This is a genomic window from Nitrosomonas sp. Nm34 (assembly GCF_900113925.1).
Classification (GTDB): domain Bacteria; phylum Pseudomonadota; class Gammaproteobacteria; order Burkholderiales; family Nitrosomonadaceae; genus Nitrosomonas.
Genome location: NZ_FORD01000038.1, coordinates 1 through 26,371, shown reverse-complemented (window position 1 = coordinate 26,371; position 26,371 = coordinate 1). Strand labels below are relative to the sequence as shown.

21 protein-coding genes are annotated in these 26,371 nt (G+C 43.4%); 15 read left to right on the top strand and 6 right to left on the bottom strand.

From position 1 onward, the window contains the following. The first annotated feature begins 1,009 nt into the window (after window positions 1-1,009). From BM283_RS12885 to mgtE, 5 genes are all read left to right on the top strand, one after another. Window positions 1,010-2,860, top strand: a complete 1,851-nt coding sequence (locus BM283_RS12885) for a ribonuclease catalytic domain-containing protein (protein WP_090693745.1) — start codon at window positions 1,010-1,012, stop codon at window positions 2,858-2,860. A gap of 458 nt (window positions 2,861-3,318) precedes the next feature. Further along, complete coding sequence (locus tag BM283_RS12880) at window positions 3,319-4,257, top strand: TonB family protein (RefSeq protein ID WP_090693743.1); 939 nt, start codon at window positions 3,319-3,321, stop codon at window positions 4,255-4,257. A gap of 83 nt (window positions 4,258-4,340) precedes the next feature. Continuing rightward, a complete protein-coding gene (gene aroE / locus BM283_RS12875; protein ID WP_090693741.1) occupies window positions 4,341-5,165 on the top strand; it encodes a shikimate dehydrogenase in 825 nt (274 codons plus the stop codon). 82 nt (window positions 5,166-5,247) lie between these two features. After that, window positions 5,248-5,946, top strand: a complete 699-nt coding sequence (gene mtgA / locus BM283_RS12870; protein WP_090693740.1) for a monofunctional biosynthetic peptidoglycan transglycosylase — start codon at window positions 5,248-5,250, stop codon at window positions 5,944-5,946. Between the two features lie 280 nt (window positions 5,947-6,226). Next, window positions 6,227-7,669 (top strand): magnesium transporter, encoded by a 1,443-nt coding sequence (mgtE, locus tag BM283_RS12865; protein WP_090693738.1) that lies wholly within the window; start codon window positions 6,227-6,229, stop codon window positions 7,667-7,669. 54 nt (window positions 7,670-7,723) lie between these two features. Here the strand turns inward: mgtE and BM283_RS12860 are convergent, their stop codons facing one another. The 6 genes from BM283_RS12860 to BM283_RS12835 all read right to left on the bottom strand — a co-directional run bounded on the left by BM283_RS12860 (window position 7,724) and on the right by BM283_RS12835 (window position 16,206). Then, window positions 7,724-8,359 carry a DnaJ-like cysteine-rich domain-containing protein gene (locus BM283_RS12860; RefSeq protein ID WP_090693736.1) on the bottom strand — a complete coding sequence of 212 codons (636 nt, stop codon included), beginning with the start codon at window positions 8,357-8,359 and terminating at the stop codon, window positions 7,724-7,726. A gap of 413 nt (window positions 8,360-8,772) precedes the next feature. Next, window positions 8,773-11,955: an efflux RND transporter permease subunit gene (locus BM283_RS12855; protein WP_090693734.1), complete on the bottom strand. Its 3,183-nt coding sequence runs from the start codon at window positions 11,953-11,955 to the stop codon at window positions 8,773-8,775. A 34-nt stretch (window positions 11,956-11,989) separates the two neighbouring features. Further along, entirely contained in the window at window positions 11,990-13,528 is a 1,539-nt protein-coding gene (locus BM283_RS12850; protein ID WP_090693731.1) for an efflux RND transporter periplasmic adaptor subunit, read from the bottom strand. A 21-nt stretch (window positions 13,529-13,549) separates the two neighbouring features. Then, window positions 13,550-14,929, bottom strand: coding sequence for a TolC family protein (locus tag BM283_RS12845; protein ID WP_090693729.1), 1,380 nt, complete (start codon window positions 14,927-14,929; stop codon window positions 13,550-13,552). A gap of 190 nt (window positions 14,930-15,119) precedes the next feature. Continuing rightward, window positions 15,120-15,515 (bottom strand): hypothetical protein, encoded by a 396-nt coding sequence (locus BM283_RS12840; protein WP_090693727.1) that lies wholly within the window; start codon window positions 15,513-15,515, stop codon window positions 15,120-15,122. 94 nt (window positions 15,516-15,609) lie between these two features. After that, window positions 15,610-16,206 carry a Maf family nucleotide pyrophosphatase gene (locus tag BM283_RS12835; protein WP_090693725.1) on the bottom strand — a complete coding sequence of 199 codons (597 nt, stop codon included), beginning with the start codon at window positions 16,204-16,206 and terminating at the stop codon, window positions 15,610-15,612. Between the two features lie 63 nt (window positions 16,207-16,269). On the opposite strand from BM283_RS12835, the gene BM283_RS12830 reads away from it, so the two are divergent. The 10 genes from BM283_RS12830 (at window position 16,270) to BM283_RS12785 (ending at window position 26,169) form a co-directional block, all read left to right on the top strand. Next, complete coding sequence (locus BM283_RS12830) at window positions 16,270-16,794, top strand: YceD family protein (protein ID WP_090693723.1); 525 nt, start codon at window positions 16,270-16,272, stop codon at window positions 16,792-16,794. Window positions 16,795-16,813: 19 nt separating this feature from the next. After that, on the top strand, window positions 16,814-16,996 hold the full coding sequence (rpmF, locus tag BM283_RS12825) for a 50S ribosomal protein L32 (protein WP_046849575.1): 183 nt from the start codon (window positions 16,814-16,816) through the stop codon (window positions 16,994-16,996). An 84-nt stretch (window positions 16,997-17,080) separates the two neighbouring features. Next, window positions 17,081-18,127, top strand: coding sequence for a phosphate acyltransferase PlsX (gene plsX / locus BM283_RS12820; RefSeq protein ID WP_175492134.1), 1,047 nt, complete (start codon window positions 17,081-17,083; stop codon window positions 18,125-18,127). Between the two features lie 3 nt (window positions 18,128-18,130). Then, a complete protein-coding gene (locus tag BM283_RS12815) occupies window positions 18,131-19,087 on the top strand; it encodes a beta-ketoacyl-ACP synthase III (RefSeq protein ID WP_090693718.1) in 957 nt (318 codons plus the stop codon). A 3-nt stretch (window positions 19,088-19,090) separates the two neighbouring features. Then, entirely contained in the window at window positions 19,091-20,029 is a 939-nt protein-coding gene (gene fabD / locus BM283_RS12810) for an ACP S-malonyltransferase (RefSeq protein ID WP_090693716.1), read from the top strand. Between the two features lie 33 nt (window positions 20,030-20,062). After that, entirely contained in the window at window positions 20,063-20,803 is a 741-nt protein-coding gene (gene fabG / locus BM283_RS12805; protein ID WP_175492133.1) for a 3-oxoacyl-ACP reductase FabG, read from the top strand. Window positions 20,804-20,985: 182 nt separating this feature from the next. Then, complete coding sequence (acpP, locus tag BM283_RS12800; protein WP_090693712.1) at window positions 20,986-21,231, top strand: acyl carrier protein; 246 nt, start codon at window positions 20,986-20,988, stop codon at window positions 21,229-21,231. Window positions 21,232-21,261: 30 nt separating this feature from the next. Then, window positions 21,262-22,503, top strand: a complete 1,242-nt coding sequence (gene fabF, locus BM283_RS12795) for a beta-ketoacyl-ACP synthase II (protein WP_090693709.1) — start codon at window positions 21,262-21,264, stop codon at window positions 22,501-22,503. Between the two features lie 15 nt (window positions 22,504-22,518). After that, a complete protein-coding gene (gene mltG / locus BM283_RS12790) occupies window positions 22,519-23,529 on the top strand; it encodes an endolytic transglycosylase MltG (protein ID WP_090693708.1) in 1,011 nt (336 codons plus the stop codon). Between the two features lie 51 nt (window positions 23,530-23,580). After that, window positions 23,581-26,169: a glycosyltransferase family 39 protein gene (locus tag BM283_RS12785; RefSeq protein ID WP_090693705.1), complete on the top strand. Its 2,589-nt coding sequence runs from the start codon at window positions 23,581-23,583 to the stop codon at window positions 26,167-26,169. Window positions 26,170-26,371: the final 202 nt, after the last annotated feature.

Genomic DNA, 26,371 nt, shown 5'->3' with positions numbered 1-26,371 from the left:
TGATGGCTTGTCAGGCATCAAGCACCAGCTTGGCTGTCGCGTTGAACAAATCATGGAAGTAATTGAAGCGCACATAAATCAATTCTTTGTGCAAGTTCTGCAATTAGATTACCTTACCTTGCAGCGAGAAGCCTTGGATAGGAGTGATCAGTGAAATTTTATTTGATTTTAAACCCCGAAACTTGAGTTATTAAAGAGTACTTTTAAAAATTCACATTTGCGAGCATCCGCTTCGCGGATTGCCTGCTTATCCTCTCTCATCACAATATTTCGTTGTTCACAAAAAAGGTTCCTTACCTATCAGTGATAGGCTGCGTCAACATTTTTTGTGCTCACCTTGTCTTGTTTAAAACCCTCTATTTTCAGTGGTGCCCCCAATTTCAACTAATTTCCCATACTATGCCATGTATAACCATAACTTTTTATTACATATAAGAAAACCAGGCTCAAGCTTACTCTAGCCCACTAATAAAACCCATTCCTTCTCCCATTAGCATAAAAAAATGTGAAGCGTCCAAACTTTATCGCAAAGTATTTGTCTTGATACCATAATAATAAAAGTAGTTATCAATCTCCGTGTACTTTCATATTGTGAATAGAAAAATAACCAAGTATTGCCAAGAAATCAGAAATCCAAAAGTGAGCAGAGAGAATAATATTTAACACATCCTACGCGAAAAATCTGAGCATATCAGACTACAAGATGGAGGCTAAGCATTCTGGAATACTGCAGAATAACTGTCATACGAGATATTCACATTTTCCTTAGTTTTCAGTCTTTATACTTGCTTTATTCCATTTAGTCTTTTTTATTTGGTAGCACCATTCAATTACGTATGCGGAAAAATCCATTCATGTTTGGAAAATTATATTTAATAATCATATTGTTAAATATGGTAACATTTATTATGAGTCTAACTCGATTAACGAATAAAATTCTGGCGATCTTTGCGTCAAGGATTCTTGTCAACAATTCCTCGATTTTCGTTTGGTTTGAAAGGATCATGCCGTGAACGTCTTTTACGAAGAATCCGGTACTTTTAAGGTTGGCGCCATTCTTGCGGATAATACAACTTCTTTACAAGTAGAAGCATCGCACGGTAAACGCTCCAAAATCAAAGCTTCCGCAGTATTGTTAAGGTTTGAGATGCCGTCTTTATATGAATTTATGTATCAGGCACAGCAGGTTGCTGCTGATCTGGATACGGATTTTCTCTGGGAATGCTGCACAAATAGCGAAGAATTTTCGAGCCATACTTTAGCTGCTGATTATTTTGGGCACTCACCTAGTCCAGTAGAAGTCGCTGCAATCATGATTCTCCTGAATAATGCGCCAATGTATTTTTACAAAAAAGGACAAGGGCGTTATAAAGCCGCTCCAGCTGAAGCTTTACGAGCAGCGCTTGCCAGCCAGGAAAAGAAACGATTGGAAGCAGAACAACAAGCTCGCTATAAGCAGCAACTGAGCACCTTCACGCTTCCTGAAGAATTCAGACCACAATTGGATGACCTACTTTATCAACCAAATAAAAATACCATTGAATGGAAAGCGCTCGAAGCAGCCTGTACCGCCACCAAACTCAGCGTTCCCAAATTATTGGAAAAATGTGGTGCCATCTCCTCTACCCACGATTATCACTTCAATCAATTTCTGCGAGAGCATTTTCCGGAAGGTATCGATTTCAATCTACCTGAAGTAGATGATATTTTTCGTGATTATGAAAATTTACCGATAGCAGAGGCAGCCGCTTTTAGTATTGACGATGCGACCACCACTGAAATTGATGATGCTTTCTCAGTTACCCCGCTCGCTCTGGGAAGCTTTCGTATTGGCATCCATATAGCAGCACCGGCCTTAGGCATTACCCCGGGTTCTCATTTGGATAAAATAGCTGCAAAACGCCTTTCGACTGTTTATCTACCCGGGCAGAAAATTACCATGCTGCCTGAAAAAACGATCGATTTTTATACTCTCAGCGAAACACGATTATGTCCAGCCATTTCGCTCTATCTGGATGTAGCAGACGATTTTACCGTAACAGCCTCTCAAAGCCGCATAGAAAAAATCAGAATCGTCGCCAATCTACGCCACGACACCTTGGAACAACAGTTTAATGAAGATACCTTGAGAAAAAATCTCACAAATTACCCTTTTGCGAATGAGTTGAGCCTACTGTGGAATTTTTCGCGCAAAATGGAAATCTTCCGAGGCAAGGAAAATGACCTCAATAATGAAAAAATTGATTACAGCTTTTTTGTGGAGCAGGATCGGATTATTATTCAAGAGCGTCGGCACGGCTCACCAATCGACAGAGTCGTTTCTGAATTGATGATTTATGCCAATACTGAATGGGGCAAACAACTTGCCGATGCAGGAATCGCAGGTATTTATCGCAGCCAAAATGGGGGAAAAGTAAAAATGAGTCTTTCTCCAGCCCCTCATCAGGGACTCGGGGTGGCCCAGTATGCTTGGAGCAGCTCTCCCATGCGCCGTTACATAGATTTAATTAATCAGCGGCAGCTTATCGCATTACTCAAAGATGCCATACCCCCTTACTCCAGAGAGAGCGATGAATTGTTGATATCCATGCGGGATTTCGAACAAGCTTATAGTATATACAGTGATTTTCAACGTGCTATGGAGCGTTATTGGTGTTTGCGCTGGTTGCTACAGGAAAATATTCAAGTGACCGGCGCACAAGTCATTAAAGAAAACCTGGTAAAGCTCGATCGCATTCCTTTCATCGTGCGAGTGTCTTCATTACCAGACCTGTTACCGGGCACAATTGTTAAATTAGAATTATCCCAAATTGACTTGATTGAATGCACCTTGAATACACGATTTTTATCTAAAGAATAAGCTAAAAAATATATTAGGTGCCTCTAAAAATACAGAGTTCTAAACAAGACGAGGCGAGCACAAAAAAATGTTGATACAGCCTATCACTGATAGGTAAAGAAACATTTTTTTGTAAACAACGAAGTATTGTGACGAGAAGGGTAAGCAGGCAATCCGCGAAGCGGATGCTCACAAATATGAATTTTTAGAGGTGCTCTATTTTTTGTTTATGAGATACTTTTCAGTTATCGTCAGTTATTCTATCTTTACTAAAAATCATAACACAAACGCTTGTGAGCAAAGGAGGCAAGACCGCATAATAATAAAAAACGAGTATCACGCATTCTGGCAAAACCACATCCCAAATGGTTAAGCGAGAAATAAGCGTTCGCTAATCCAGCTAGCGAGACGTACTGTAGGTTTGTTGACAAGCACTCATATGAGTTGATTAATTTTATCTAGCCGTTATTTGTTCTAAGATGTTAGATTACAGCCTTTCGATACCTTATCCCGGGTCATCTTATCATCGACCCAAACGCCTCTATACCGCCATACTGATTTCACTGGTCCTACACGCAGTCATCCTATGGGGGATTACTTTTAAGGTACCAGAACCTGTCGTCAAGAATGTTGCCAAATCGCTGGAAGTCATTTTGGTCAACAAAAAATCTGAGCAAAAACCTATCCAAAAACCTATTGAGACGGATGTATTGGCACAAACCAATTCGGAAGGAAGTGGTAATGTTGATGAAGATCGGCGTGCTCAATCGCCTTTGCCCGTATTACCGCAAACCAAGCCATTAATTGATCTTGCTCAAGCAGGCCAAAAAACAAAACAACCAGAAAAAGAAGCCAAGAAACTCATGCCTGCTGTTGAAAGCAAACCACGTATTGTTGAAAACAAACCACGTATCATTGAAGCCGAACCTCAGGCAGAACAATCTGAAGACAAGCCAATACCCAAGCTTGATAGTACAGATTTGCTACAGCGCAGCCTTGAAATTGCACGCCAGGAAGCTCAAATCAACAAGGAATATGAAGCATATCAGAAACGCCCCAAACGCAGATATATCAGTACACGCACAAAAGAATATCGCTTCGCACGCTATGTAGAAGACTGGCGGCTCAAGGTCGAACGCATCGGTAATTTGAACTACCCGGAAGAAGCCAGAAAACAGCAGCTTTATGGCAATTTGCGGCTCACTGTGGGCATTCGATCAGATGGCAGCCTTGAGTCTATTGGAATCGATCGCTCATCTGGAACAGAGATTCTCGATGATGCCGCCATTCGTATAGTAAAATTAGCGGCTCAGAATGGTTTTGCCCCTTTTCCACCCGATATCAGTCGAGATACGGATATTTTGCACATAACCCGTACCTGGGTATTTGCGCGTTCAGATGAATTAATCAGCCAATAATCCGTAAAACAAATATCATTTGTTCAGTCTATTGATTGCCAGTTAAAATTTCATATCTCTGCCACGCATTACAAAATAACTTTATGCCTGATTTTTATGCAGTCATTGGCAATCCTATACACCATAGCAAATCACCGCTCATCCACAAGCTCTTTGCCCAGGAGACTCGGCAGGATATGCAGTATGAGGCTATTCTGGCACCCCTGGGTGGCTTCGAGCCGGCAGTCAGGGCATTTCAGCAACGCGGAGGTAAGGGTATGAATGTAACCCTTCCATTCAAGCTAGAAGCTTATGCCCTATCTACTCGTTTAACAGACCGAGCAAATGCCGCTCAAGCCGTCAATACACTCAAATTTAATGGAAATAATGACATTCTGGGTGATAACACGGATGGAGCGGGATTGGTGCAGGATATCGAAATTAATCAACGTGTTGCTATTGCCAGTAAAAATATTCTGTTAATGGGGGCAGGCGGTGCTGCACGAGGCACTATTTTGCCACTGCTAACACTCAAACCACGCCTGCTTGCCATTGCCAACCGCACTAAAGAGAAGGCAAAAGTGTTACAAAGACAATTTTCTGCTCATGGCAATGTCTTATCGGGACGTTATCATGATTTTTCTGGAGAGAGTTTTGACATCATAATCAATGCTACTTCAGCGAGTCTCCATGATGAATTACCTTCTTTACCGGAAGGGATCTTTTCTAAAGAATCACTCGCTTATGACATGATGTATAGTCAAGAGTTGACACCATTTTTAAGATTCGCTCAGCAGCAAGGCGTCACTAAGTTAGTCGATGGCATTGGTATGCTGGTTGAACAAGCCGCGGAATCTTTTTTCTTATGGCGTGGCATCCGACCAGAAACGAAAAAAGTAATTGAAATATTAAAGAATAACGGGCACTAAACAGCACGAGCGCTATTCATTAAATACGAGATATTAACCATTTAACCTCAACCTCTAAATGATCTAATTGCGCAGGAGATACATGGCGAAATTTCTCAACCGTTGGCTATGGCGATTCTTGCTCTTATCTTTCAGTGCTGGCCTGCTCTATCTACTGTGGATACTGCTCCATATTGTTTACTGGAATACCCATATCCCACACGCTAGTGCGTTCATGCAAAGCAGGCTGGAAAATTTAAGACAACATCATCCTGATGCTACATTGCGTCATCAATGGGTTGCTTATGAGCATATTTCTCTCCACCTGAAACGTGCAATCATCGCTTCAGAAGATAGTCAATTCATGAAACATAATGGCTTCGATTTTCAATCGATCCAAAGTGCGCTTGAGAAAAATATAAAAAAAGGCGAATGGGTTGCTGGCGGCTCAACCATCAGTCAGCAACTTGCAAAAAATCTGTTCCTTTCAGAGAGAAAAACTGTATGGCGTAAATTTGAGGAAACTTTGATCACAGTCATGCTCGAGAATATGATGTCCAAACGGCGGATACTGGAAATTTATCTCAATATGATTGAGTGGGGCCGTGACGTATTTGGTGCCGAAGCCGCTGCCCTTCATTACTTTGGAGTATCGGCCTCAGTCTTGACTGCCAGACAGGCGGCATTTCTAGCATCAATAGTAACCAATCCACGCTATTATGATCGAAATCGCAAGACCCAGAGACTGCTGAAGAAAATTAATATCATTCTTAGCCGCATGCATATATCACAGATTCCATGATAAAACATTCCTTAAGAAATCTGTTTCTAAGTCATCTTTAAAACTTTCCAGTTTTTACTGACTAGTACAATGTATCTGACTGAGTTAACATTCATCCCCTTAAAAGTCAGTTCTTTTATTGTAATTCCACAGTTAATAAATCTGTAAAAATTAACTTCCTTCCTGTGATATAACGAAAAAAAGCGATGGTATCTCATTCTGTCTCTTGATCCATAGGAATTAAGTGTCTATTTGCTCTGTTTATTTATTGTGACAACCCTTCCTCCATCGGAAATCTGCCATGACTGAAGACAGCCATTCTCATGAAAATGAAGATTTACAAAGCATACTGGAGCGAATCACTTATTTGCTTCGTAAATACAGATTGGTAGAAGGGTTAGTACGCTTACAAGATTCCCCGCGTCAAGATTTGGTGGGATCGATTATCCAGAAACAGAATCTGGCAAGTCTTCAGAATGTACTTGAGAAGCTCCATCCAGCCGATATTGCGCATATTCTGGAAGTACTACCATTGGAAGACCGTCTCTTCATATGGGGTCTGGTCAAGACTGAGAATGATGGAGAGGTACTGCTCGAAGTTTCCGATGGTGTTCGCGAAACACTGATTGCTGATATGGGTAGCAGCGAGTTAGTAGCCGCTGCTGAACAACTGGATGCAGATGAAATTGCCGACCTGGCACCGGATTTACCCAGTGAAGTCCTCGAAGATGTCTTCCGGGCTTTACCGTTGGAAGAACGTGAACAGTTACGTGCAGCCATGTCGTATCCTGAAGATTCGGTCGGAGCACTTATGGATTTCGATATCATTACGATACGTGAAGACGTCAGATTGGAGGTGGTGCTGCGTTATTTACGACGCTTAGGTGAATTACCAGACCATACCGATCAGTTATTTGTAGTCGATCGCAATGAGCATTTCAAAGGAGTTTTGCTACTGAATAAGCTACTGGTAACCGATCCTGACGTCATGGTCAGCGATGTGATGACGGCTAAAATAATTAAGTTTCATCCCTACGATAGAGCACAACAAGCCACCCAGGCTTTTGAACGCTATGATCTTGTTTCTGCTTCAGTGGTTGATGTAGATGGAACGTTATTAGGGCGAGTCACCGTTAATTCGGTGTTAGATTTCATTCGTGAGAAAGCTGAAAGCGAAGCGCTTAGTCAGGCAGGTTTGAGTGAAGAAGAGGATTTGTTTGCACCCATCTGGAAAAGTGTCAGGAATCGCTGGGCATGGCTTGCCATTAATTTGGTAACGGCTTTTATTGCCTCACGTGTCATTGACTTATTTGAGGATTCCATCGAGAAATTGGTTGCACTGGCTGCATTGATGCCTATCGTCGCAGGGGTGGGTGGCAATTCCGGCAATCAAACCATTACCATGATTGTTCGTGCCATTGCGCTAGGCCAGGTCAGCACTGACAGCACACTTAAACTGATCGGCAAGGAAATCGGTGTCAGTTTGGTAAATGGTCTGGTTTGGGGAAGCATCGTTGGGTTATTTACCTATCTTATTTATCAGAATATTTCACTTGGCCTCGTCATGGCGCTCGCCATGATTCTGAACCTCCTGTTGGCCGCACTCGTGGGAGTACTCATCCCATTAACCCGAATAAAACTGGGCCGCGACCCGGCCATTGGCTCCAGCGTCATGATCACTGCTGTCACCGATAGTGGTGGTTTCTTTATTTTCCTGGGGCTTGCTACGCTCTTTTTATTATGAGCCATCCCGAAACAACTATCAAATAGCAATTAAAAGCAGTAGCTCGAGCTAACACTACTTAATTTTTTCGTCTTCATCATCGTCACTTGGCCAATCTGGGGAGTATGGGTCAGGATTATCTTCGTCATATACGGGTGACGTAGAATAATGAGCTGATGCGTAGCGATCTGAGTTGACCTTATTCTCCAAGTCATCAAAGTAATTATCATATTCCTCCTTGAGACGAAATTCATTTTCTGATAACCGTATTCTATTCAAGATTTTGCTACTATAATGATAAACACCTGTTCCGTCACATTTATCACACATGTCATAGGATATTATTGGTGGCTGATCCATATCATCCTGTTCCCAAGTTTCATATTTTCCTTCACCATTACAAGTAGTACATTGGACGCCGATTACAAAGTTCTTGACCGTGATTTCGCAAGTATCCTCGCCATACTGGTCAGGTCTACCCCAATCGATGACGTAATAGCCAATCTGGTTAATTTTTAGTCTTTCGTAACGCAGAAATTTAGCAGGAGTCATTGTCATCCAAAGCAGATCACTCTCTTTTTCTGATATATTGAAATAGGATGATAACAGCCTGATCTGTTGCTCTTTTAGTTGATTAATTTGCACTTGAGATAAGGAGTTAAATTGAGGTTCATCAATCGATTGATTCGACTCAAAATATTTATAGCTCAAATAACCGTAGCATTGAGATACGAGATTGGATGCCTGTTCTCTTCTAAGCTTTAACGTACTATTTTTTTTTAATATATTGATAAAGCCTGTTTGCTACAGCATCGATGATGTCTGAGTTCGGAAAGTTAACTCTCATGTATGTCTCCAATTTCCTCGATGGTTTCTATCTCAGGAATATGCTCCCATCTACCCCATAACCATCAGGTTAACTGGAAAAGTTTTTTATCTATGACTAGATATTGGATGCCAAACGGCTAGCTGCGGTGAAGAACCCTGGGAGCAGCATGATCCCAACAAACCGTGCCGCTAGTATAGTTGCAGAACTACAACAATTCAATATATCAACCAATCTAAGACTTTTGCGAACATATCATGGGGTCAGACTCAGAATTATATTAGACTAGATCCACTAATCATAATTGACTGCGAACCATAATCGTCTCTATCGTTTTCTTTCTATAAATCCATTGGTAGAGCACTGGCAAAACCAGTAGCGTCAGCGCTGTGGAAGACAAAACACCCCCAATCACCACAGTAGCCAGCGGTCGCTGCACCTCCGCCCCAGTACCGGTAGCCAGCGCCATCGGCACAAAACCAATTGCTGCTACCAGCGCTGTCATCAGCACAGGCCGTAGACGAGTAAGCGCCCCTTGCTGAACAGCATCATCCAAATCCAGCCCTTGTTCTCGCAAATTGCGAATAAAGGCCAGCATCACCAGACCATTCAATACCGCCACACCAGAAAGTGCAATAAAACCAACCCCAGCAGAAATAGACAATGGAATATCGCGCAGCCATAGCGCCACTATCCCCCCAGTCAGCGCAAATGGAACGCCGGTAAACATCAATAATCCATCACGGAAATTACCAAACATGGTATAGAGCAAAATCAAAATCAACCCGAGTGCTACTGGAATCACGATCTGTAGGCGTTGCGCTGCCGAAATCATTTGTTCAAATTGCCCACCCCATGTCAACCAATAGCCAGTGGGCAGTTGTATTTTCTCAGCAATGAGTGCTTCGGCTTCACTGACAAATGAGCCTAAGTCACGGCCGCGCACATTCGCGGTCACGACCACTCTTCTTTTGCCATTTTCACGACTGACCTGGTTGGGACCTTGAACAATTTGCATGTCAGCCACTTCGCTTAATGTCACATAACCAGGAGCAACGGCTGCTTGGGGCATAGTGGCAGCCCCTCCCATATTGACTCCCGGTATACCGATTGGCAAACGTTTGAGCGCCTCAATATCACCACGCAAATGCTCTGGCATTCTTACTTGCAGATCAAACCGGCGATCCCCCTCAAAAATAAGTCCCGCGCTCCGCCCCCCTACTGCAATCGCAACCACATCCTGGATATCCGTCACATTCAATCCAAACCGGGCCATTTTTTCTCGATCCATCTGGATGGAAAGTACTGGTAGTCCGGTGACCTGCTCAACCCTGACATCCGATGCACCTGGAACAGTGTCGAGCAGCTTCTCAATCTGCTCACCTGTTTCAAATAGGGTATCCATATCGTCACCAAATACTTTCACCGCCACATCCGCACGCACACCGGAGATCAGCTCATTAAAACGCATTTGTATCGGTTGGGTGAATTCATAGTTATTACCCGGTACTTCCAGTACCTTCTTTTCCATCGCGGTAATTAATTCGACTTTAGTGCGGTAAGGGCCAGCCCATTCTGATTGCGGCTTAAGCATAATGAAGACATCTGCCACGCTGGGCGGCATCGGATCCGTGGCAATTTCAGCCGTTCCTATCTTTGAGAAGACACTTTCGACTTCAGGAAATGACTTGATGGTTTCTTCCAATTCATTTTGCATTTCAACTGCCGTCGTCAGGCTGGTGCCAGGAATCCGAATAGCATGCAGCGCAATATCGCCTTCGTTGAGACTCGGTACGAATTCACTGCCTATGCGGGTGATCAGCAATCCTGAAAGCACGACAATAACCACAGCAATGGTCACGGTAAGTTCCCGGTTACGCATCGCTGCGCTCAGCACCGGGACATACGCTCGCTTCGCCCATGTGACCACTCGGCTCTCTTTTTCGGTGACTTTACTCGAAAGAAACAGCGCCACAGCGGCTGGAACGAAAGTAATAGAAAGTATCATGGCGCTTATCAGCGCTATCACCACGGTAAAAGCCATGGGGTGAAACATTTTACCCTCCACCCCTGTTAGCGCGAAAATGGGAAGATAAACGATGATGATAATCAGCTCACCATAAATCAATACCCGCCGTGCTTCCCTGGTGGCATCGAATACCAGATCAAGGCGCTCAGCAAGGGTTAACACCCGCCCCAGTCGCGCCTGCTCATGGGTTAAGCGGCGGATACTGTTCTCGACAATCACGATCGCTCCATCCACGATAATGCCAAAATCAAGCGCTCCCAGACTCATCAGATTAGCACTGACTTGATTAGCCACCATTCCACTAAAGGTAAACAGCATTGAAAGCGGAATAACAAATGCGGCAATCAAGGCGGCGCGCAAATTTCCCAAAAATAGCAGCAGCACCACAATTACCAATGCCGCACCTTCCACCAGATTAGTAGCCACTGTGTGGATGGTTCTATCCACCAGGGTAGTCCGGTCATAAACAGGTGTAGCGACGACACCCTCAGGCAGGTTACGATTAATCTCAGCTAATTTCTTGGCGGCGGCCTGAGAAACGAGACGACTATTCTCTCCAATCAGCATAAATACCGTGCCTAGTACCACTTCATGGCCGTTTTCCGTGGCCGCACCTGTACGCAATTCCTTACCGATCAAAATATCAGCCACATCCTTAATGCGGATCGGAACCCCTTGGCGAGAACCGAGCGTAATATTGCCAATTTCATTCAAACTGGCAACCTGACCGGGTAAACGCACCAGGTATTGTTCTCCATGTTTCTCAATATAACCTGCCCCCACATTGAGATTGTTACGTCCTAAAGCGGTGACTACATCCTGAATAGTCAGACCGTAAGCAATCAGTTTTTCTGGGTAAGGTGCAACATGGAATTGTTTGACAAAACCACCAATTGAATTCACATCGGTCACACCTGGAACCATGCGTAGCTGGGGCCGAATGATCCAGTCCTGAATTTCGCGCAGATCAGTCGCCGTGTAGGCAGCACCATCCGGTTTGCGGGCACCTTCTTCAACATCAACCGTCCACATGAAGATTTCGCCTAACCCAGTCGAAATAGGCCCCATAGCAGGTTCGGTGCCGGCAGGCAATCTGCCTCTGGCTTCTTGAATTCGCTGACTGACCAATTGTCGCGCAAAATAGATATCCGTCCCATCCTTGAATATCACGGTTACCTGAGACAAGCCATAGCGGGAGAGCGAGCGAGTATAAGCAAGGTTGGGCAGCCCCGCCATGATGGTCTCTACCGGAAAAGTGATGCGCCGCTCCACTTCAACTGGTGAATAGCCAGGTGCAGCCGTATTGATTTGCACTTGAACATTGGTAATGTCAGGTACGGCATCAATCGGAAGTTTGTGGTAGCTATAAATTCCCGCTATGGCCATCATCAGCACTGCTGCCAGTATCAAGCCGCGATGAAAGACAGAAATCTGTAAAATACGTTCCAACATAATTAAAAGCTCCGCTTAGATGGGCCTGGTTAAGCTAGTGATCGTGGCTCGCGCCAGCTTTACCCAACTCAGCCTTGATGGCAAAGCTATTACCTGCCGCATATTTCTCTCCGGCAGACAATCCCTTGATGACTTCAACCATCGTGCCATCGCTGCGGCCAAGCTCCAGCGGCCGTGCTTCAAAGTAGTTACCGTAACGGCCAAACACGACCGCCCAATCACGCAGTGTTTGAACCGCTTCTACCAACACCGCTACGGGCACCTGGATTTCTTCTGCTATCAGTTCAGCCGTAACAAACATGCCCGGGCGCCATCTGCCAGCCTGGTTATCCAACTCAACCCGCGCAGTAGCGGCTCGCGTAGGCCCACCAACCAAGGTGGTGATATATGTGACGGTCCCTTCCCCTTCGACATCAAATGCGGTCGCTTTAATGGTTGCTACCTGGCCAACTTTAACTACATTCAAATCCTTTGGATAAACCGTAATCGCTGCCCATACCGTCGAGACATCCGCAACGGTATAAACTGCTGTGTCTTCTTTGACTGACTCCCCAAGCACGATGGCTTTGGCAATAATGATGCCTGGTATAGGCGTACGAATTTCATAACGCGAAAGATTTTTTTCCGTGAGACTGGATTCAGGGCTTACCCCAAGCGCATGCAGCCTCTCGGACGCAAGCTGGAGTGCGATTTTGGCTTCATCCCATTGCTGCTGGGCCGTGAGGTAATCCTGCTTGGCTGTGATTTTTTCTTCCCATAATTGTTTTTCACGCTCATAAGTAGTGTGCGCCAACGTGAGTCTTCTCTTGGCCACGAGGTATTGACTGCGCAAATCAGCCAGCATGGGGCTTTCAATCACCGCCAGAACATCCCCTTTTTGAACATGCTGCCCATGATGGCCCATCACAGCAATGACCATCCCAGGAATGCGTGGCACGATCTGTAAAATGGTATGTTCATTAAAAATGATTTCGCCGAGCAATTTCAGTGTTGGCTTGATAATTGCTGGAATAGCAGTAGCAATTCGAATGCCGGAACTTTTCAATGTCTCATCCGACATTTCTACCCGACCTTCAACCTGGCTATAGCCCCAGCGATAAGTTCTGCCTTTCCACTCAGCGACAATTGCCACGTCAAAAGAGTGCGGCTCTTCTACCTCTTGATCACCAATCAAATATTCGCCTTGCGGGGTAAAGCGGAATAACTGGGCGGGTGTGCCCAGTCGCGTCAAGGTAATGCTGACCTTAGCTTCAGTAGGTGGAATTAATTCACCCTTATGGTAAAGATAAAGGCGAAATTGCGGAGGCACCCCTTTTTCAAAAATAGTTACCTCCACACTAAAATCATCTGTGGCAAAAAGCTTCCCTCCTCTAGGCCCTTTTGCCAGCTCAACCCGACCACCTCTTTCTTTTTCCCCAGGTGCAGAGTCAATCGCAGATAACCTCTTCTCCTGACTCGTTATTTCATCTTCCGAACCGGGTATAGTGGGTTTACCCAAGGTCAGTATCAGTCCACCCAGAACAATACCAATGATGATTACAACCACAATAGGCATCCATCGTATTTTCTCCATTTTCTACTCCTTGTATTCCTTTTAATTGCCAGATTGGCGCATACCAGCCGTATCTATAAGCTCATCGATTGGCGCTGCGATCAAGCGCTCGATCTCATTGATCAGGCGATGATAATTAGCAAGTGAGCGCACATATAGAACCCGGTTTTGAAACAAGGCACGCTGCGCATCCAGCATCTCTAGGAAGCTGAATCTTCCCAGCTCATAGCCTCTATTTGCCACCTCAAAAGCATTTCTGGCACCTGGCAATACCTCATCATGCAGCAGCTTGATCTCATTCTGCGCCGCTAAAAGGGCTTGATAAGCTCGTGTCAATTCCGTTCGAAGTAATAATTCAGCTACAGCCTGCTCATCCTTCGCTTTGTTCAAACGCTGATAAGCTTCCTGCAAATTACCCTGATTCCGGTCGAATACCGGAATGGGTATGGATAAATTCAGGAGAGCAGTCGTATTGTCGGTATGGAGATACTGCCTTATTGCACTCCCCAGCGTAACATCAGGGATTTGCCGTGATTTTTCAAGTTCGATGATTGCTTTCCGATGTTCGATATTTTTCACGCTACGTTGCGCCAAAGGATTATTCAGCACGTGTTGCTCAAGTACTTCAAATGAAGGTATGGAAACCGTTGACTCCAGATCACCCAGAGCTTTGCCAAATGTTGGCAGGGTACTTCCCCACAAAAGCGCCAATTGCGCACGGGCGGAAGCCAGGTCGCGCCTCGCCTGCTCCATTTCTATATTCGCTGTTGAAAGCGCCACCTTGGATCGCGTTTCCTCGATCGGAGGCGCTTTACCTGACTCAACCCGCTTATAAGCTGAATCAACTACTTTCTGTGTCAGCTGCAAAGTTTCCTCTGCCACCCGCAACCGTTCTTGCCCGGCTAAGACATCGATAAAGGTATTAGCTGTTCTTGCAATCAGTGCCAGCCGTGTCACTTCATAGTTTTTGTCAGCTAATTCCTGACCCAAGGATGCCACATTCATTCTGGCACGACGCTTACCCCCGAGTTCAAACAACTGGCTGATGCGAAAAGTAGTAAAACCCTGGATGTTAGTCGTGGCATAATTAATATCTTCTGCTTCAATCGTAAAATCGGGATTCTTGAATTTACTCGCTTGTAGCTTTGTTCCTTCAAAAGCAAGCACCTCCTTGGCGAAAGATGCCAGCTCAGGGTTGTTTTGCAACATGAGCGCCAACACATCACGCAAGGTCAAATCAGCCTGTTCTTGAGGCAGTGATTGTGTGAAATGATTCAGGGCATTATTAGCATTTAAATCCACTGAATCAGAACTTGCCATCAGTTGGAATGGACCATATAGAAAAGCCAGAAGCACAATCAAGCGTTGCGTTTTAGGCAACAGACAAGATCGTAACAGCTTACACTGCAATTTAAATTTCATAGCACCCTCTGCAACAAAAGCATTCAATACTTACAGCTTCTACTCACAATGATGAGTAGATATCCGCATGATTGAATTTAACTGGATCTATATAGTGTGAATGCTGCTTGATACAGCTTACTCAAATAATGATGAGTGTATTACACACCCAAACAACGCAATGCGCTACCTACTCGAGTGTTTTAAAAATTCAACTAACTAGATAGATAGCGTGCCTGAAATTTTTTGGGGGCCGGAAGAGAGAGTCGGGAATAGATTCAGGAATAATTTTAGAAATAAATATTATTAAGGCTTTTACTTCGACAACCGGAGTCACTATTAAAAAGGATGCATTCAGCAAAAAAGGCGGATTCTGACCTGCGGCATGAAGGCATAAATGGGTAGCTGCATCCAGTTCACCGTTGTCGCCGAGAGCGTGATGGAGATCAAGATGCTTTTGTGGGTCAGTGGAAAACAACGTTGCATGGTAGTGATGATCCAGTTCATGAGCGAAAAGCATATCATTAAATGACCAACCTAACGTATTCGTGAGCATACTCACGAAAAATATCAGAATGACCCCATTGATGGTTAATTGCTTATGCATATTGTAAATCTATCACTGCTTGGCACAATCACAATGTTTATTTGAAGCAAAAATAATTAGGCTAATTGATCTTCTGGTGACTGTAAAGAAAAAATCAAATTATTTCTACCCCTTCTGCTAGCAGCATGTCCACTAATGCAATAAGCGGCAGTCCAATTAAAGCATTGGGGTCATCTCCCTTCATCCATTCGATCAAAGCAATCCCAAGCCCTTCAGACTTGGCACTCCCCGCACAATGATAAGGCTGCTCCTTCGAAAGGTAATGCTCAATTTGTGGATCGCTTAACGCGCGAAATTTAATAGAATAAGGAACAACGCGCGTTTGCAGTCGATTAGTACGACTATTCAGTAGGCATAGCGCTGTATAAAAAATAACTTCCTTACCCTGCATTAAACGTAATTGTTTAACTGCATTAGCATAATTCAGAGGTTTGCCTAATTGAATGCCTTCCATCACAGCGACCTGATCTGCAGCTATGATAAGCGCATCATGATACATTGCAGCAACAGCATGAGCTTTATTTTCAGCTAATCTAAGTGCGGTGGCCTCAGGCATCTCATCTTGCAGGGGCGTTTCATCTATAGCTGGATTGGCTGTTTCAAAGGGAAGCTTTAAACGCTGGAAAAGTTCGCGGCGATATAATGAACTGGTTCCCAAAATAAGTCTTGGGTGAACATACTGTGTTTTCAAAATGTTATAATGGTTATAATAGATTTTGACACTTAACTATAAAAAATATAGCATGCGAAAATTATGATGCATAAACGTTTTATCATAGATTCTCTTAATTTTGTCCGCAATAGCGAGGTACATCATGGTAAAATCCTGCCCGCTGAATTGGAACGTTTAGGAGAATATTTATCTGATCGCTCTGGAGAGATCATTTATTCGATAAGTGGAATTTTTGACGAAAAAGATAGACCAACACTCAAAATAATGATCACAGGAATGATTAGTCTTTGTTGCCAACGCTGCCTCGGTAAACTGGAACATATCTTGAATATAGAAACGAGCTTGTTGCTCGCAAGAGATCAGAATGAATTTTCATATTATGATGAAGATATCTCGGTCGATGCCATTCTAGCATCTCCTGATATGGATACACTAACGCTCATTGAAGATGAGATCATTCTGAGTTTGCCGATTTCTCCTCGTCATGAGGAAGATCAATGTTCATTCAGCAAAAACATCGCTAATACTTCAGAAATAACAAAAGGGATTAAGGAATATCCATCTGTTACCCTGAAGTCATTAAAAAACAAGCACACTAAAGTTTAATTTTTGGAGTCAACATAACATGGCTGTTCAGCAAAATAAAAAATCCCCATCCAAACGCGGAATGCATCGCTCTCACGACTTTCTGACCAATCCACCTTTAGCCATAGAGCCCACTACCGGGGAAGTACACTTACGCCACCATATCAGTCCGAATGGATACTACCGCGGCAGGAAAATTATCAAAACTAAAAACGACGAATAAGTTTCCTCTCACTCTATCTGCCTCTTCGATTTCGCCAAATACCGCTTAGCACTGTCATAGCGCACTATTTAAGAGTAACCTAAAGTGAACATCACTATGGCGATTGATTGTATGGGCGGTGATTATGGTCCACATGTTACAGTCCCATCGGCAGTTAAATACCTACACAGCGATCCTGAGGTCGACATTATTTTAGTCGGAATCCCTGATGTGATCGAAGCGGAATTACGCGCCCTTAATATGCCTCTTAGCCCACGAATGAGGCTACATGCTGCAAGTGAAGTTGTGGGTATGGATGAACCCCCGGCACTCGCTTTACGCAGTAAAAAAGACTCTTCTATGCGCGTTGCGATTAATTTGGTTAAAAGCGGTGAAGCTCAGGCATGTATCAGCGCAGGTAATACTGGCGCATTGTTAGCGACCTCGCGTTTTGTTCTAAAAACTATTGAAGGTATTGATAGACCAGCGCTTGCAGTTGTTTTACCTACTATAAAAGGACACACTTACATATTGGATTTAGGCGCAAATGTCAATTGCACTGCTGAACATTTACTACAATTTGGTATGATGGGCGCCACACTCGTTTCTTCTGTTGAAAACAAAAAAGATCCTAGTATTGGTTTGCTCAATATAGGCGAAGAAGACATCAAAGGTAATGAAGTAGTCAAGCAGGCCGCAGAACTACTTCGAGATAGTGGATTAAATTTCTATGGAAATATCGAAGGCAATGATATTTATAAAGGGACAACAGATGTTGTAGTCTGTGACGGTTTTGTGGGTAATGTTGCTTTGAAAACATCAGAAGGTGTGGCCCAAATGCTCGCTACTTTTTTGCGCCAGGAATTTAAGCGCAACCTATTCACGAGATTTGCAGGACTTGTCGCTTTACCTGTTATCAGCGCTTTCAAACGACGGGTTGATCATCGCGAATACAATGGTGCTAGTTTGCTTGGGTTACGTGGTATTGTTATAAAAAGTCATGGATCTGCTGATAAGCATGCATTCTGTGCTGCTATCAAACGAGGTGCTGAGGAGGTGCGCGGTGGAATGCTATGTCATATCAGCAAGCATATAGCAGAATTACAACACAACACTCAAAAAAGTAAATTTAATTCAGCAACTGTGGAATAAAACATGTATTCAAAAATCATTGGAACAGGTAGTTATTTGCCTGAAAAAATTTTGACTAATCATGATCTCGAACGCATGGTGGATACCAGTGATGAATGGATACGTGAGCGGACAGGTATCGTCCAACGCCATATTGCCGCAGAGGGTCAATTGGCTAGTGACCTCGCGCTTGAAGCAAGTCGTAGGGCCATAGACGCAGCAGGTATTAAAGCTCAGGAAATTGATCTGATCATTCTGGCTACGACCACTCCGGATATGATTTTCCCTAGCACGGCTTGTATCTTACAGGACAAGCTAGGCATTAGTGATGGCCCTGCCTTCGATGTTCAGGCAGTATGCAGCGGTTTTATTTACGCGCTCGCTACGGCCGATATGTTTGTGAGTTCCGGCAAGTGCCGAAATGCATTGGTGGTAGGAACCGAAGTATATTCTCGTATTCTTGACTGGACTGACCGTAGCACGTGTGTATTATTTGGTGATGGTGCTGGCGCTGTCGTGTTGACGCAAAGTAATCAACCTGGAATACTCTCAAGCCATTTGCATGCCAATGGGAGTTATAACAAAGTGCTTGCTGCACCTGGAAATATCTGTGGTGGTAAAATACAAGGTTCGCCCTTCATTACGATGGAAGGAAATACTGTGTTCAAGTTTGCAGTTAAGGTGCTAGAAGAAGCCGTATCTGAGGCTATCACAGCCAATAATTTACAAACATCCGATATTGACTGGCTAATTCCTCATCAAGCTAATATCCGTATTATAAAATCTACTGCCAAGAAACTGGGCATTCCAATGGAAAAAGTGGTTACCACCGTTGATCAGCATGGGAACACATCGGCTGCTTCCGTGCCGTTAGCTTTAGATATCGCTGCGCGTGATGGACGCATTCAATCTGATCAATGTGTCTTACTAGAAGGCGTAGGAGGTGGTTTCACTTGGGGTTCTGTGCTGCTACGCTGGTGATCTATGAAGACCGCATTTGTTTTCCCTGGACAAGGCTCGCAATCAGTCGGCATGATGAAAGGTTATTCAGATGTGCCATTGATACACGAAACATTTTCTGAAGCGGCCGATATCCTTAAACAGGATTTGTGGGCATTGATTAATCAAGGGCCAGCTGAGGATCTCAACTTAACAGTCAATACACAGCCGGTCATGCTGACAGCTGGGATTGCAGTTTATCGTACATGGGAAAACCTGGGAGGGAAGAAGCCGGATTACTTAGCAGGTCACAGCTTAGCAGAATATACCGCACTGGTCGTATCAGGCGCTTTAACTTTCTCTGATGCATTAAAGCTGGTGAGCTATCGCGCAAAAACCATGCAAGAGTGCGTGCCTGAAGGGATGGGCGGTATGGCAGCGATAGTGGGATTAGATGATGATGAGGTGCGAGCCGTCTGTGCTGAAATTATAAGCAGTTGTGACGGAATTTCCTTAGAGCCTGCTAATTTTAATTCACCTGGTCAAGTCGTGATCGCAGGTCACAAAAGTGCGGTCCAGCATGCAATGGCGCTATCCAAAGCAAAGGGAGCAAAATTAGCTATATTGTTACCAATGAGCATTCCGTCGCATTGCTCACTGATGAGACCAGCGGCCGAGAAAATGCATCAATTACTTGAGAAAATATCATTTGAGCCACCGGCCATTCCCATTTTGCACAATGTGGATGTTCAACAACACCATGATGCCATGTCAATCAGAGAAATATTGGCAAAACAGCTCTATAGCCCTGTACGATGGACAGAAACCATTCGCGCTTTTGCATCGGCAGGTGTCGATCATGTTGTCGAATGTGGGCCAGGCAAGATATTAACCGGCTTGACTAAACGCATCGATGCAAAATTAAAAAACTTATCATTGGCAGATAGTAATGCTCTCAGACAAGCAATTGATATATTGAAATAAATTGTATCCAATATATTACCCAACGGAGAAATAATGTTAAGCAGTCAAGTGGCCTTAGTGACAGGCGCCAGTCGAGGAATTGGACAAGCCATTGCTTCTGAATTAGGCAAGCATGGCGCCACTGTAATAGGCACGTCTACCACGCAAGATGGCGCAGAAGTTATCAATCAGTACCTAAAAGAAGCCCGAATAAAAGGATTGGGCATGGCAATGAATGTCAACGATATTACACAGATTAATAACGCCATTGAAACTATACGCGATACATTTGGTGAGATTAGCATATTGGTCAATAATGCAGGTATCACTCGCGACAATTTACTGGCTAGAATGAAAGATGAAGAATGGGATGAAATCATGGAGACCGATCTCAAATCGGTTTTCTTTCTAAGTCGTGCTGTTTTGCGCTCCATGATGAAAGCGCGTGCAGGACGTATCATTAATATTTCATCTGTAGTCGGCGTAACAGGTAATCCAGGGCAAACCAATTATGCCGCAGCCAAAGCGGGTATGATCGGTTTTAGTAAATCGCTTGCGCGTGAAGTAGGCAGTCGAAATATCACAATTAATTGTATTGCCCCCGGATTTATCGATACTGATATGACGCGATCTCTTTCTGCTGAGCAGCAGCAGAATCTAATCCAGCATATCCCATTGGGAAGATTGGGGCGCCCGATAGATATCGCATCAGCAGTAGTCTTTCTCGCTTCACCAGCAGCAAGCTACATTACAGGCACGACTTTACACGTGAATGGTGGAATGTATATGGATTAATTGAAATTATAATTTTTTGGGAAACATCTTTTCAAATTAAGGTATTAATCTTTATGTCAAATAATTTTATTAATCAGTAGCTTTTAAAGTAACCCAAATGCAATAAAGGTGTTAGTTTTGTTAGTGTAGGAAATTTGTTAAAATTGGTTAGTTCTTCTCACGTAAAAAGGAAGGGTGCATAGATGGAAAATACAGATATAGAGCAACGTATCAAAAAAATTGTAGCTGAACAATTAGGTGTAAATGAAGCAGATGTCAAAAATGAGTCCTCCTTTGTGAATGATTTAGGCGCTGATTCACTTGATACCGTAGAACTTGTTATGGCATTGGAAGAGGAATTTGAATGTGAAATTCCTGATGAACAAGCTGAAAAAATCAATACTGTTCAAGAAGCGATTGATTACGTTAATCAACATGCCTCTCACTAATCTTTCTTTTTTTATCTACTGGAGTATTTTTTGTCCAAACGCAGGGTAGCTGTTACAGGGATGGGTATTATCTCCCCTGTAGGAAATAATATTTCTGATACTTGGCAGAACATTGTTGCCGGAAAATCTGGTATTACTAAGATAACTCGCTTTGATGCGTCCCCTTTTTCTTCACAAATTGCTGGTGAAGTTAAAAATTTTGATATTACACAGTACATATCAGCCAAGGATGCACGGCGAATGGATATTTTTATTCATTACGGAATGGCAGCAGCAATCCAAGCAATAAAAGATGCGGCTATAGAAGACTTATCTGGGCTTGATCCAGAACGCATAGGCGTTAATATTGGTTCTGGAATCGGTGGTTTGTCAATGATTGAAGATACTGATTCTGCTTATCATGCAGGTGGTCCCCGGAAAATCTCTCCATTTTTCATACCCAGTACTATTATCAACATGATATCTGGCAACTTATCCATCATGTTCGGGTATAAAGGACCTAATCTGGCCATTGTAACTGCATGTACGACTTCTACTCATACTATCGGCAGCTCCGCGCGCATGATTGAATATGGTGATGCGGATATTATGGTTTGCGGTGGCGCAGAGTCATGTGTAACGCCTCTTGCGATTGGAGGATTTTCTGCAGCTCGGGCACTGTCATCTCGTAATGATGATCCAGTTTCAGCCAGTCGCCCTTGGGATAAAGGTAGAGATGGCTTTGTTTTAAGTGAAGGTGCTGGCATTTTAGTTTTAGAAGAAATGGAGCATGCCAAGCGACGTGGCGCAGAAATATATGCGGAGCTTATTGGATTCGGTATGAGTGCGGACGCTCATCACATGACCGCTCCGTGCGAAGATGGCGAAGGCGCTGCTCGGTGTATGTCAAATGCACTTAAGATTGCAGGGGTTAACAACGATGAGGTTGATTATATCAATGCTCATGGTACATCAACTCCTCTAGGCGATATAGCAGAAACGATTGCGGTCAAACGATGTTTTGGCGATCATGCTAAGAAACTTGTCATCAATTCTACCAAATCAATGACTGGACATTTATTGGGCGCTGCCGGAGGAGTAGAGGCAATTTTTTCTGTGCTCACCCTCTATCATCAAGTCGTACCACCAACTATTAATCTATTTGAGCCTGATCCGGAATGCGACTTGGATTATGTTCCCAATACTGCCAGAAATATGAAAATAAATTTAGCTATATCAAACTCCTTTGGGTTCGGGGGAACTAACGGAACTTTGGTATTCCGAAAAACTTAGCTACCTATCTGGTGTATGTGGGTGCTAAAACGCCTATCTCGGAAACTGAAGTTACTTTTTTTATCCATTTTCATTGGAATCATTTTTTTTATCGGTTGGTTTTATTATCTGGCCAATACTGCCACCCAATTGCCCTTTATCCCATATGAATTTTCGATTGAATCAGGTGGCAATCTAAAGAACATTTCCAATCAATTAGTTGCAGATCATCTACTCCCTAATGCCTGGTCTTTTATCTTACTATCAAAGATGCTTGGCTATGAATCATCGATAAAAGCAGGTGAATATGTACTTATTGAAGATGCCTCCCCTTTGCAATTACTGGAATACCTTGTTAAAGGGGATATCAGGCAAAATGAAATTCGGTTCATCGAAGGCTGGACATTTTCTGAACTTAGGAAAGTTTTAGATGAACACCCAGCAATTCGGCACGATACGCTTAATCTTAGTGAACAAGAGATTCTGCAGCTAATTGGCGCTTCTGAATTAAAAGCAGAAGGCTTATTTTTCCCGGATACCTATTTCTTTCCAAGAAATGGCAGTGATGTCAGCATATTAAAACGTGCCTATCATACAATGCAAAATCACCTGAAAATAGCTTGGTCTTCTCGAAAAGAATCTCTTCCATTAAAGTCAGAATATGAAGGGTTGATCCTAGCTTCGATTATTGAAAAAGAAACGGGTAAGAAAAGTGACCGTAGCATGATCGCGGGTGTTTTAATTAATCGACTACGCTTAGGAATGAAACTGCAAGTTGACCCGACTGTTATTTACGGAATAGGTCAAGATTTTGATGGAAATTTGCGTAAACAGGACTTACTTACTGACCAAGAATATAATACTTATATGCGGTCTGGACTTCCTCCTTCACCTATTGCCATGCCTGGATTAGCCTCAATTCAGGCAGCTTTTAATCCAGCAGAAACTGATGCGCTTTATTTTGTTGCGAAGGGAAATGGTGAATCGCATTTTTCAACTAATCTGAAAGACCATAACCGTGCTGTGCATAAATACCAGAAACAGTAGTAACCATAACACTTTACACTTCTGAATTTATGCTTCTTATAAAGTAAAATAATGCAATTCTCTATTGTCATTCCAACTCTTAATGAATCAGAAAATGTGGATTTACTGTTATCACGTTTATTTGCGCTTGATTTGTTACCGGGCAGCTTCGAAGTCATTTTTGTTGATGATGGATCAAAGGACGGAACGCCAACTAAAATACGTGAATGGGAAGCACATAATAAACATATTCATCTGGTTGAGAGGCAAGAGAAACCCGATCTGACTGCCTCAATTCTGGCAGGTGTAGCTATTGCCAAAAGTGATATTATCATGGTAATGGATGCAGATTTGAGTCATTTACCCGAGCAAGTTCCAGCGATTGTTGCACCCATCTTGACCGGTAAATATGATGTTGCGGTAGGTAGTCGATATGTTTCGGGTGGAAGTACTCATGGTTGGCCTTTATATCGCCAATGGTTATCCCGTCTAGGAGGCTTTCTTGCACGCCCTATTTGTGATGTCAGTGATGCGACTTCCGGTTTTTTTGCATTTCGTCGTGAGCTTATCGCAAATATTGCAGAAAAGGCCCGTGGGTATAAAATACTTCTTGAATTGTTAATGTCAGGTCAAGGCAATCTTAAAATTATAGAGATCCCTATCTCCTTTCATGACCGAGCATATGGCACGTCAAAATTATCTCTCTCACATCATCTGATTTACCTCCAACGACTCATCACATTGGCTGGCGGCACAGCCTCTATCAGCACAGCTAGCCGTTTCGCAATTGTTGGGTTTGTGGGGGTTTTTGTCGATGCCTTTATCTTCCAATGGATGATAAATTTGAGCTTTGGGCTCGCATTGGCTCATATCACCAGCTTTTTAGCAGCAGTGACTATTAATTATATATTTAATTCTAAATGGTCATTTCGATCGCACTTGGAAGGCAGCCTTAATTGGCAACAATTTGGCCGCTTCTTAACTGTGGGATTGTTAGCATTGCTCTTACGTGGCGGCGTGCTGGCATTGCTTGTTTATACTTGGCATTTATCGGCCGAATTAGCAATATTCCCAGCAATTACGGCAACGGCCATAATTAATTATCTTGGTTCAGCTTTTTATGTTTTTCCAGAAAGTAAAAATTGCCCCCCGTTAAATGTCCGATGGCAAGTGGCCGCAGTTGGAGTGGTACTTTTTGTTACTTTATTGCGTCTAGTCTATCTTGGTCTTGCTCAACTCATTCCTGATGAAGCTTATTATTGGCAATATAGCCAGCACATGGACTTGAGTTTCTTTGATCATCCCCCCATGGTTGCCTGGCTAATCTGGCTGGGTACCGCAATAGCAGGTCAAAATGAGTTTGGTGTAAGGATTGGAGCCTTTACCTGTGGTTTGATCACAATGGGCTACTTATATGCATTTGCCCGTAATTTATATGATAAATCCACCGGCATGCGTGCCATCATGCTGCTATCTGTGCTGCCATTCGGCTTTGCTTCTGGCTTAGTGATAACACCTGATGCACCTTTGATGGCCTCCTGGGCTGCTACTTTATACTATATGGAGCGCGCACTTGTAGCTGATCGAAAGATAGCCTGGTTAGGTATGGGAATTGCTTTTGGCCTGGGCCTATTATCTAAATATACGATGGGATTATTAGGGATAGCCGCTCTAGCTTTTGTTATCTTAGATCCCACTGCACGACGCTGGCTGCTTCGGCCTTATCCCTATTTCGCAGCATTCCTCGCGCTCTTGTTGTTTTCACCTGTTATTATTTGGAATTTTCAGAACGACTGGGTCTCTTTCTTATTTCAAACAGAACGACTTGGAGGAGGGGGTCATGTATTTTCTGTTCATTACCTTGTCTTATATGTCGCCATTATTCTCACTCCGATAGGCTTGTATGCTGCTTTGCGGGCATTATGGCATGTTGGCACCAACGGCAAGCATAATCAATGTGAGCGTAGACGCAATTTATTTATATTTATATTCACGGGCATTCCACTGATAATTTTTTTGGGTATTAGTACATTTGATACCCCACGATTTCATTGGACTTGTCCGCTATGGCTTGCAGTTTTACCGACTATCGCCTGGATGATGGGACAAAATAGCGCTCTACAGACAGTCTCTAACCGTTTACGGGCGATATGGCAACCAACTATTACTGTTTCTTTGCTTGCCTATGCATTTATACTCCATTATGTGGTATTAGGTATTCCTGGTATACCCTACCAATTTCTTGCCGAGCATTATTTCTGGAAAGAAGCAGCTATTGAAATCGAGAAAATAGCTGAAGAAATCGAGTCTCAGAATGGACAAGCTCCCATTGTAGTAGGAATGAACAAGTGGTCAATTGCAAGCGCTTTATCTTTTTACACTAAAGATAGTAGCAAAATAGATATTCGCTCACGCAATATGTTCGGGGACAAGAGCGCCATGTATGATTTCTGGTATCCATCACACCCGGCTACTGACCGCCCTATTATTTTAATAGGCATAAAACGCCACACACTCGAGCATGATCGAGCAGGAAACGAAATTGACCGGATGCTTATCCAACCCAGTACGATACAATACAAAACAGTGACACGGAATAGCACGCCCTTACGCCCTCTATATTACCGTACTGCCCAAGGGTATCGTGGCAGATCTATTTAAATGTTACCAGCTATACCCATCACACATGAAATTTCGGCACTCAGGTGCTGCCAATGGTTTGGAAATTATCAGTTAATAATGTGCGTAATTCTGCTTCGTAATGATCGGTTGCTGTAAAAAAAGCTTGGCAAGCACTTTTGAAAAGTGAAAAAGTTTCATAGTAGCGACCATACAGGATTTTCTTCTTGAAAAATTTCCAATA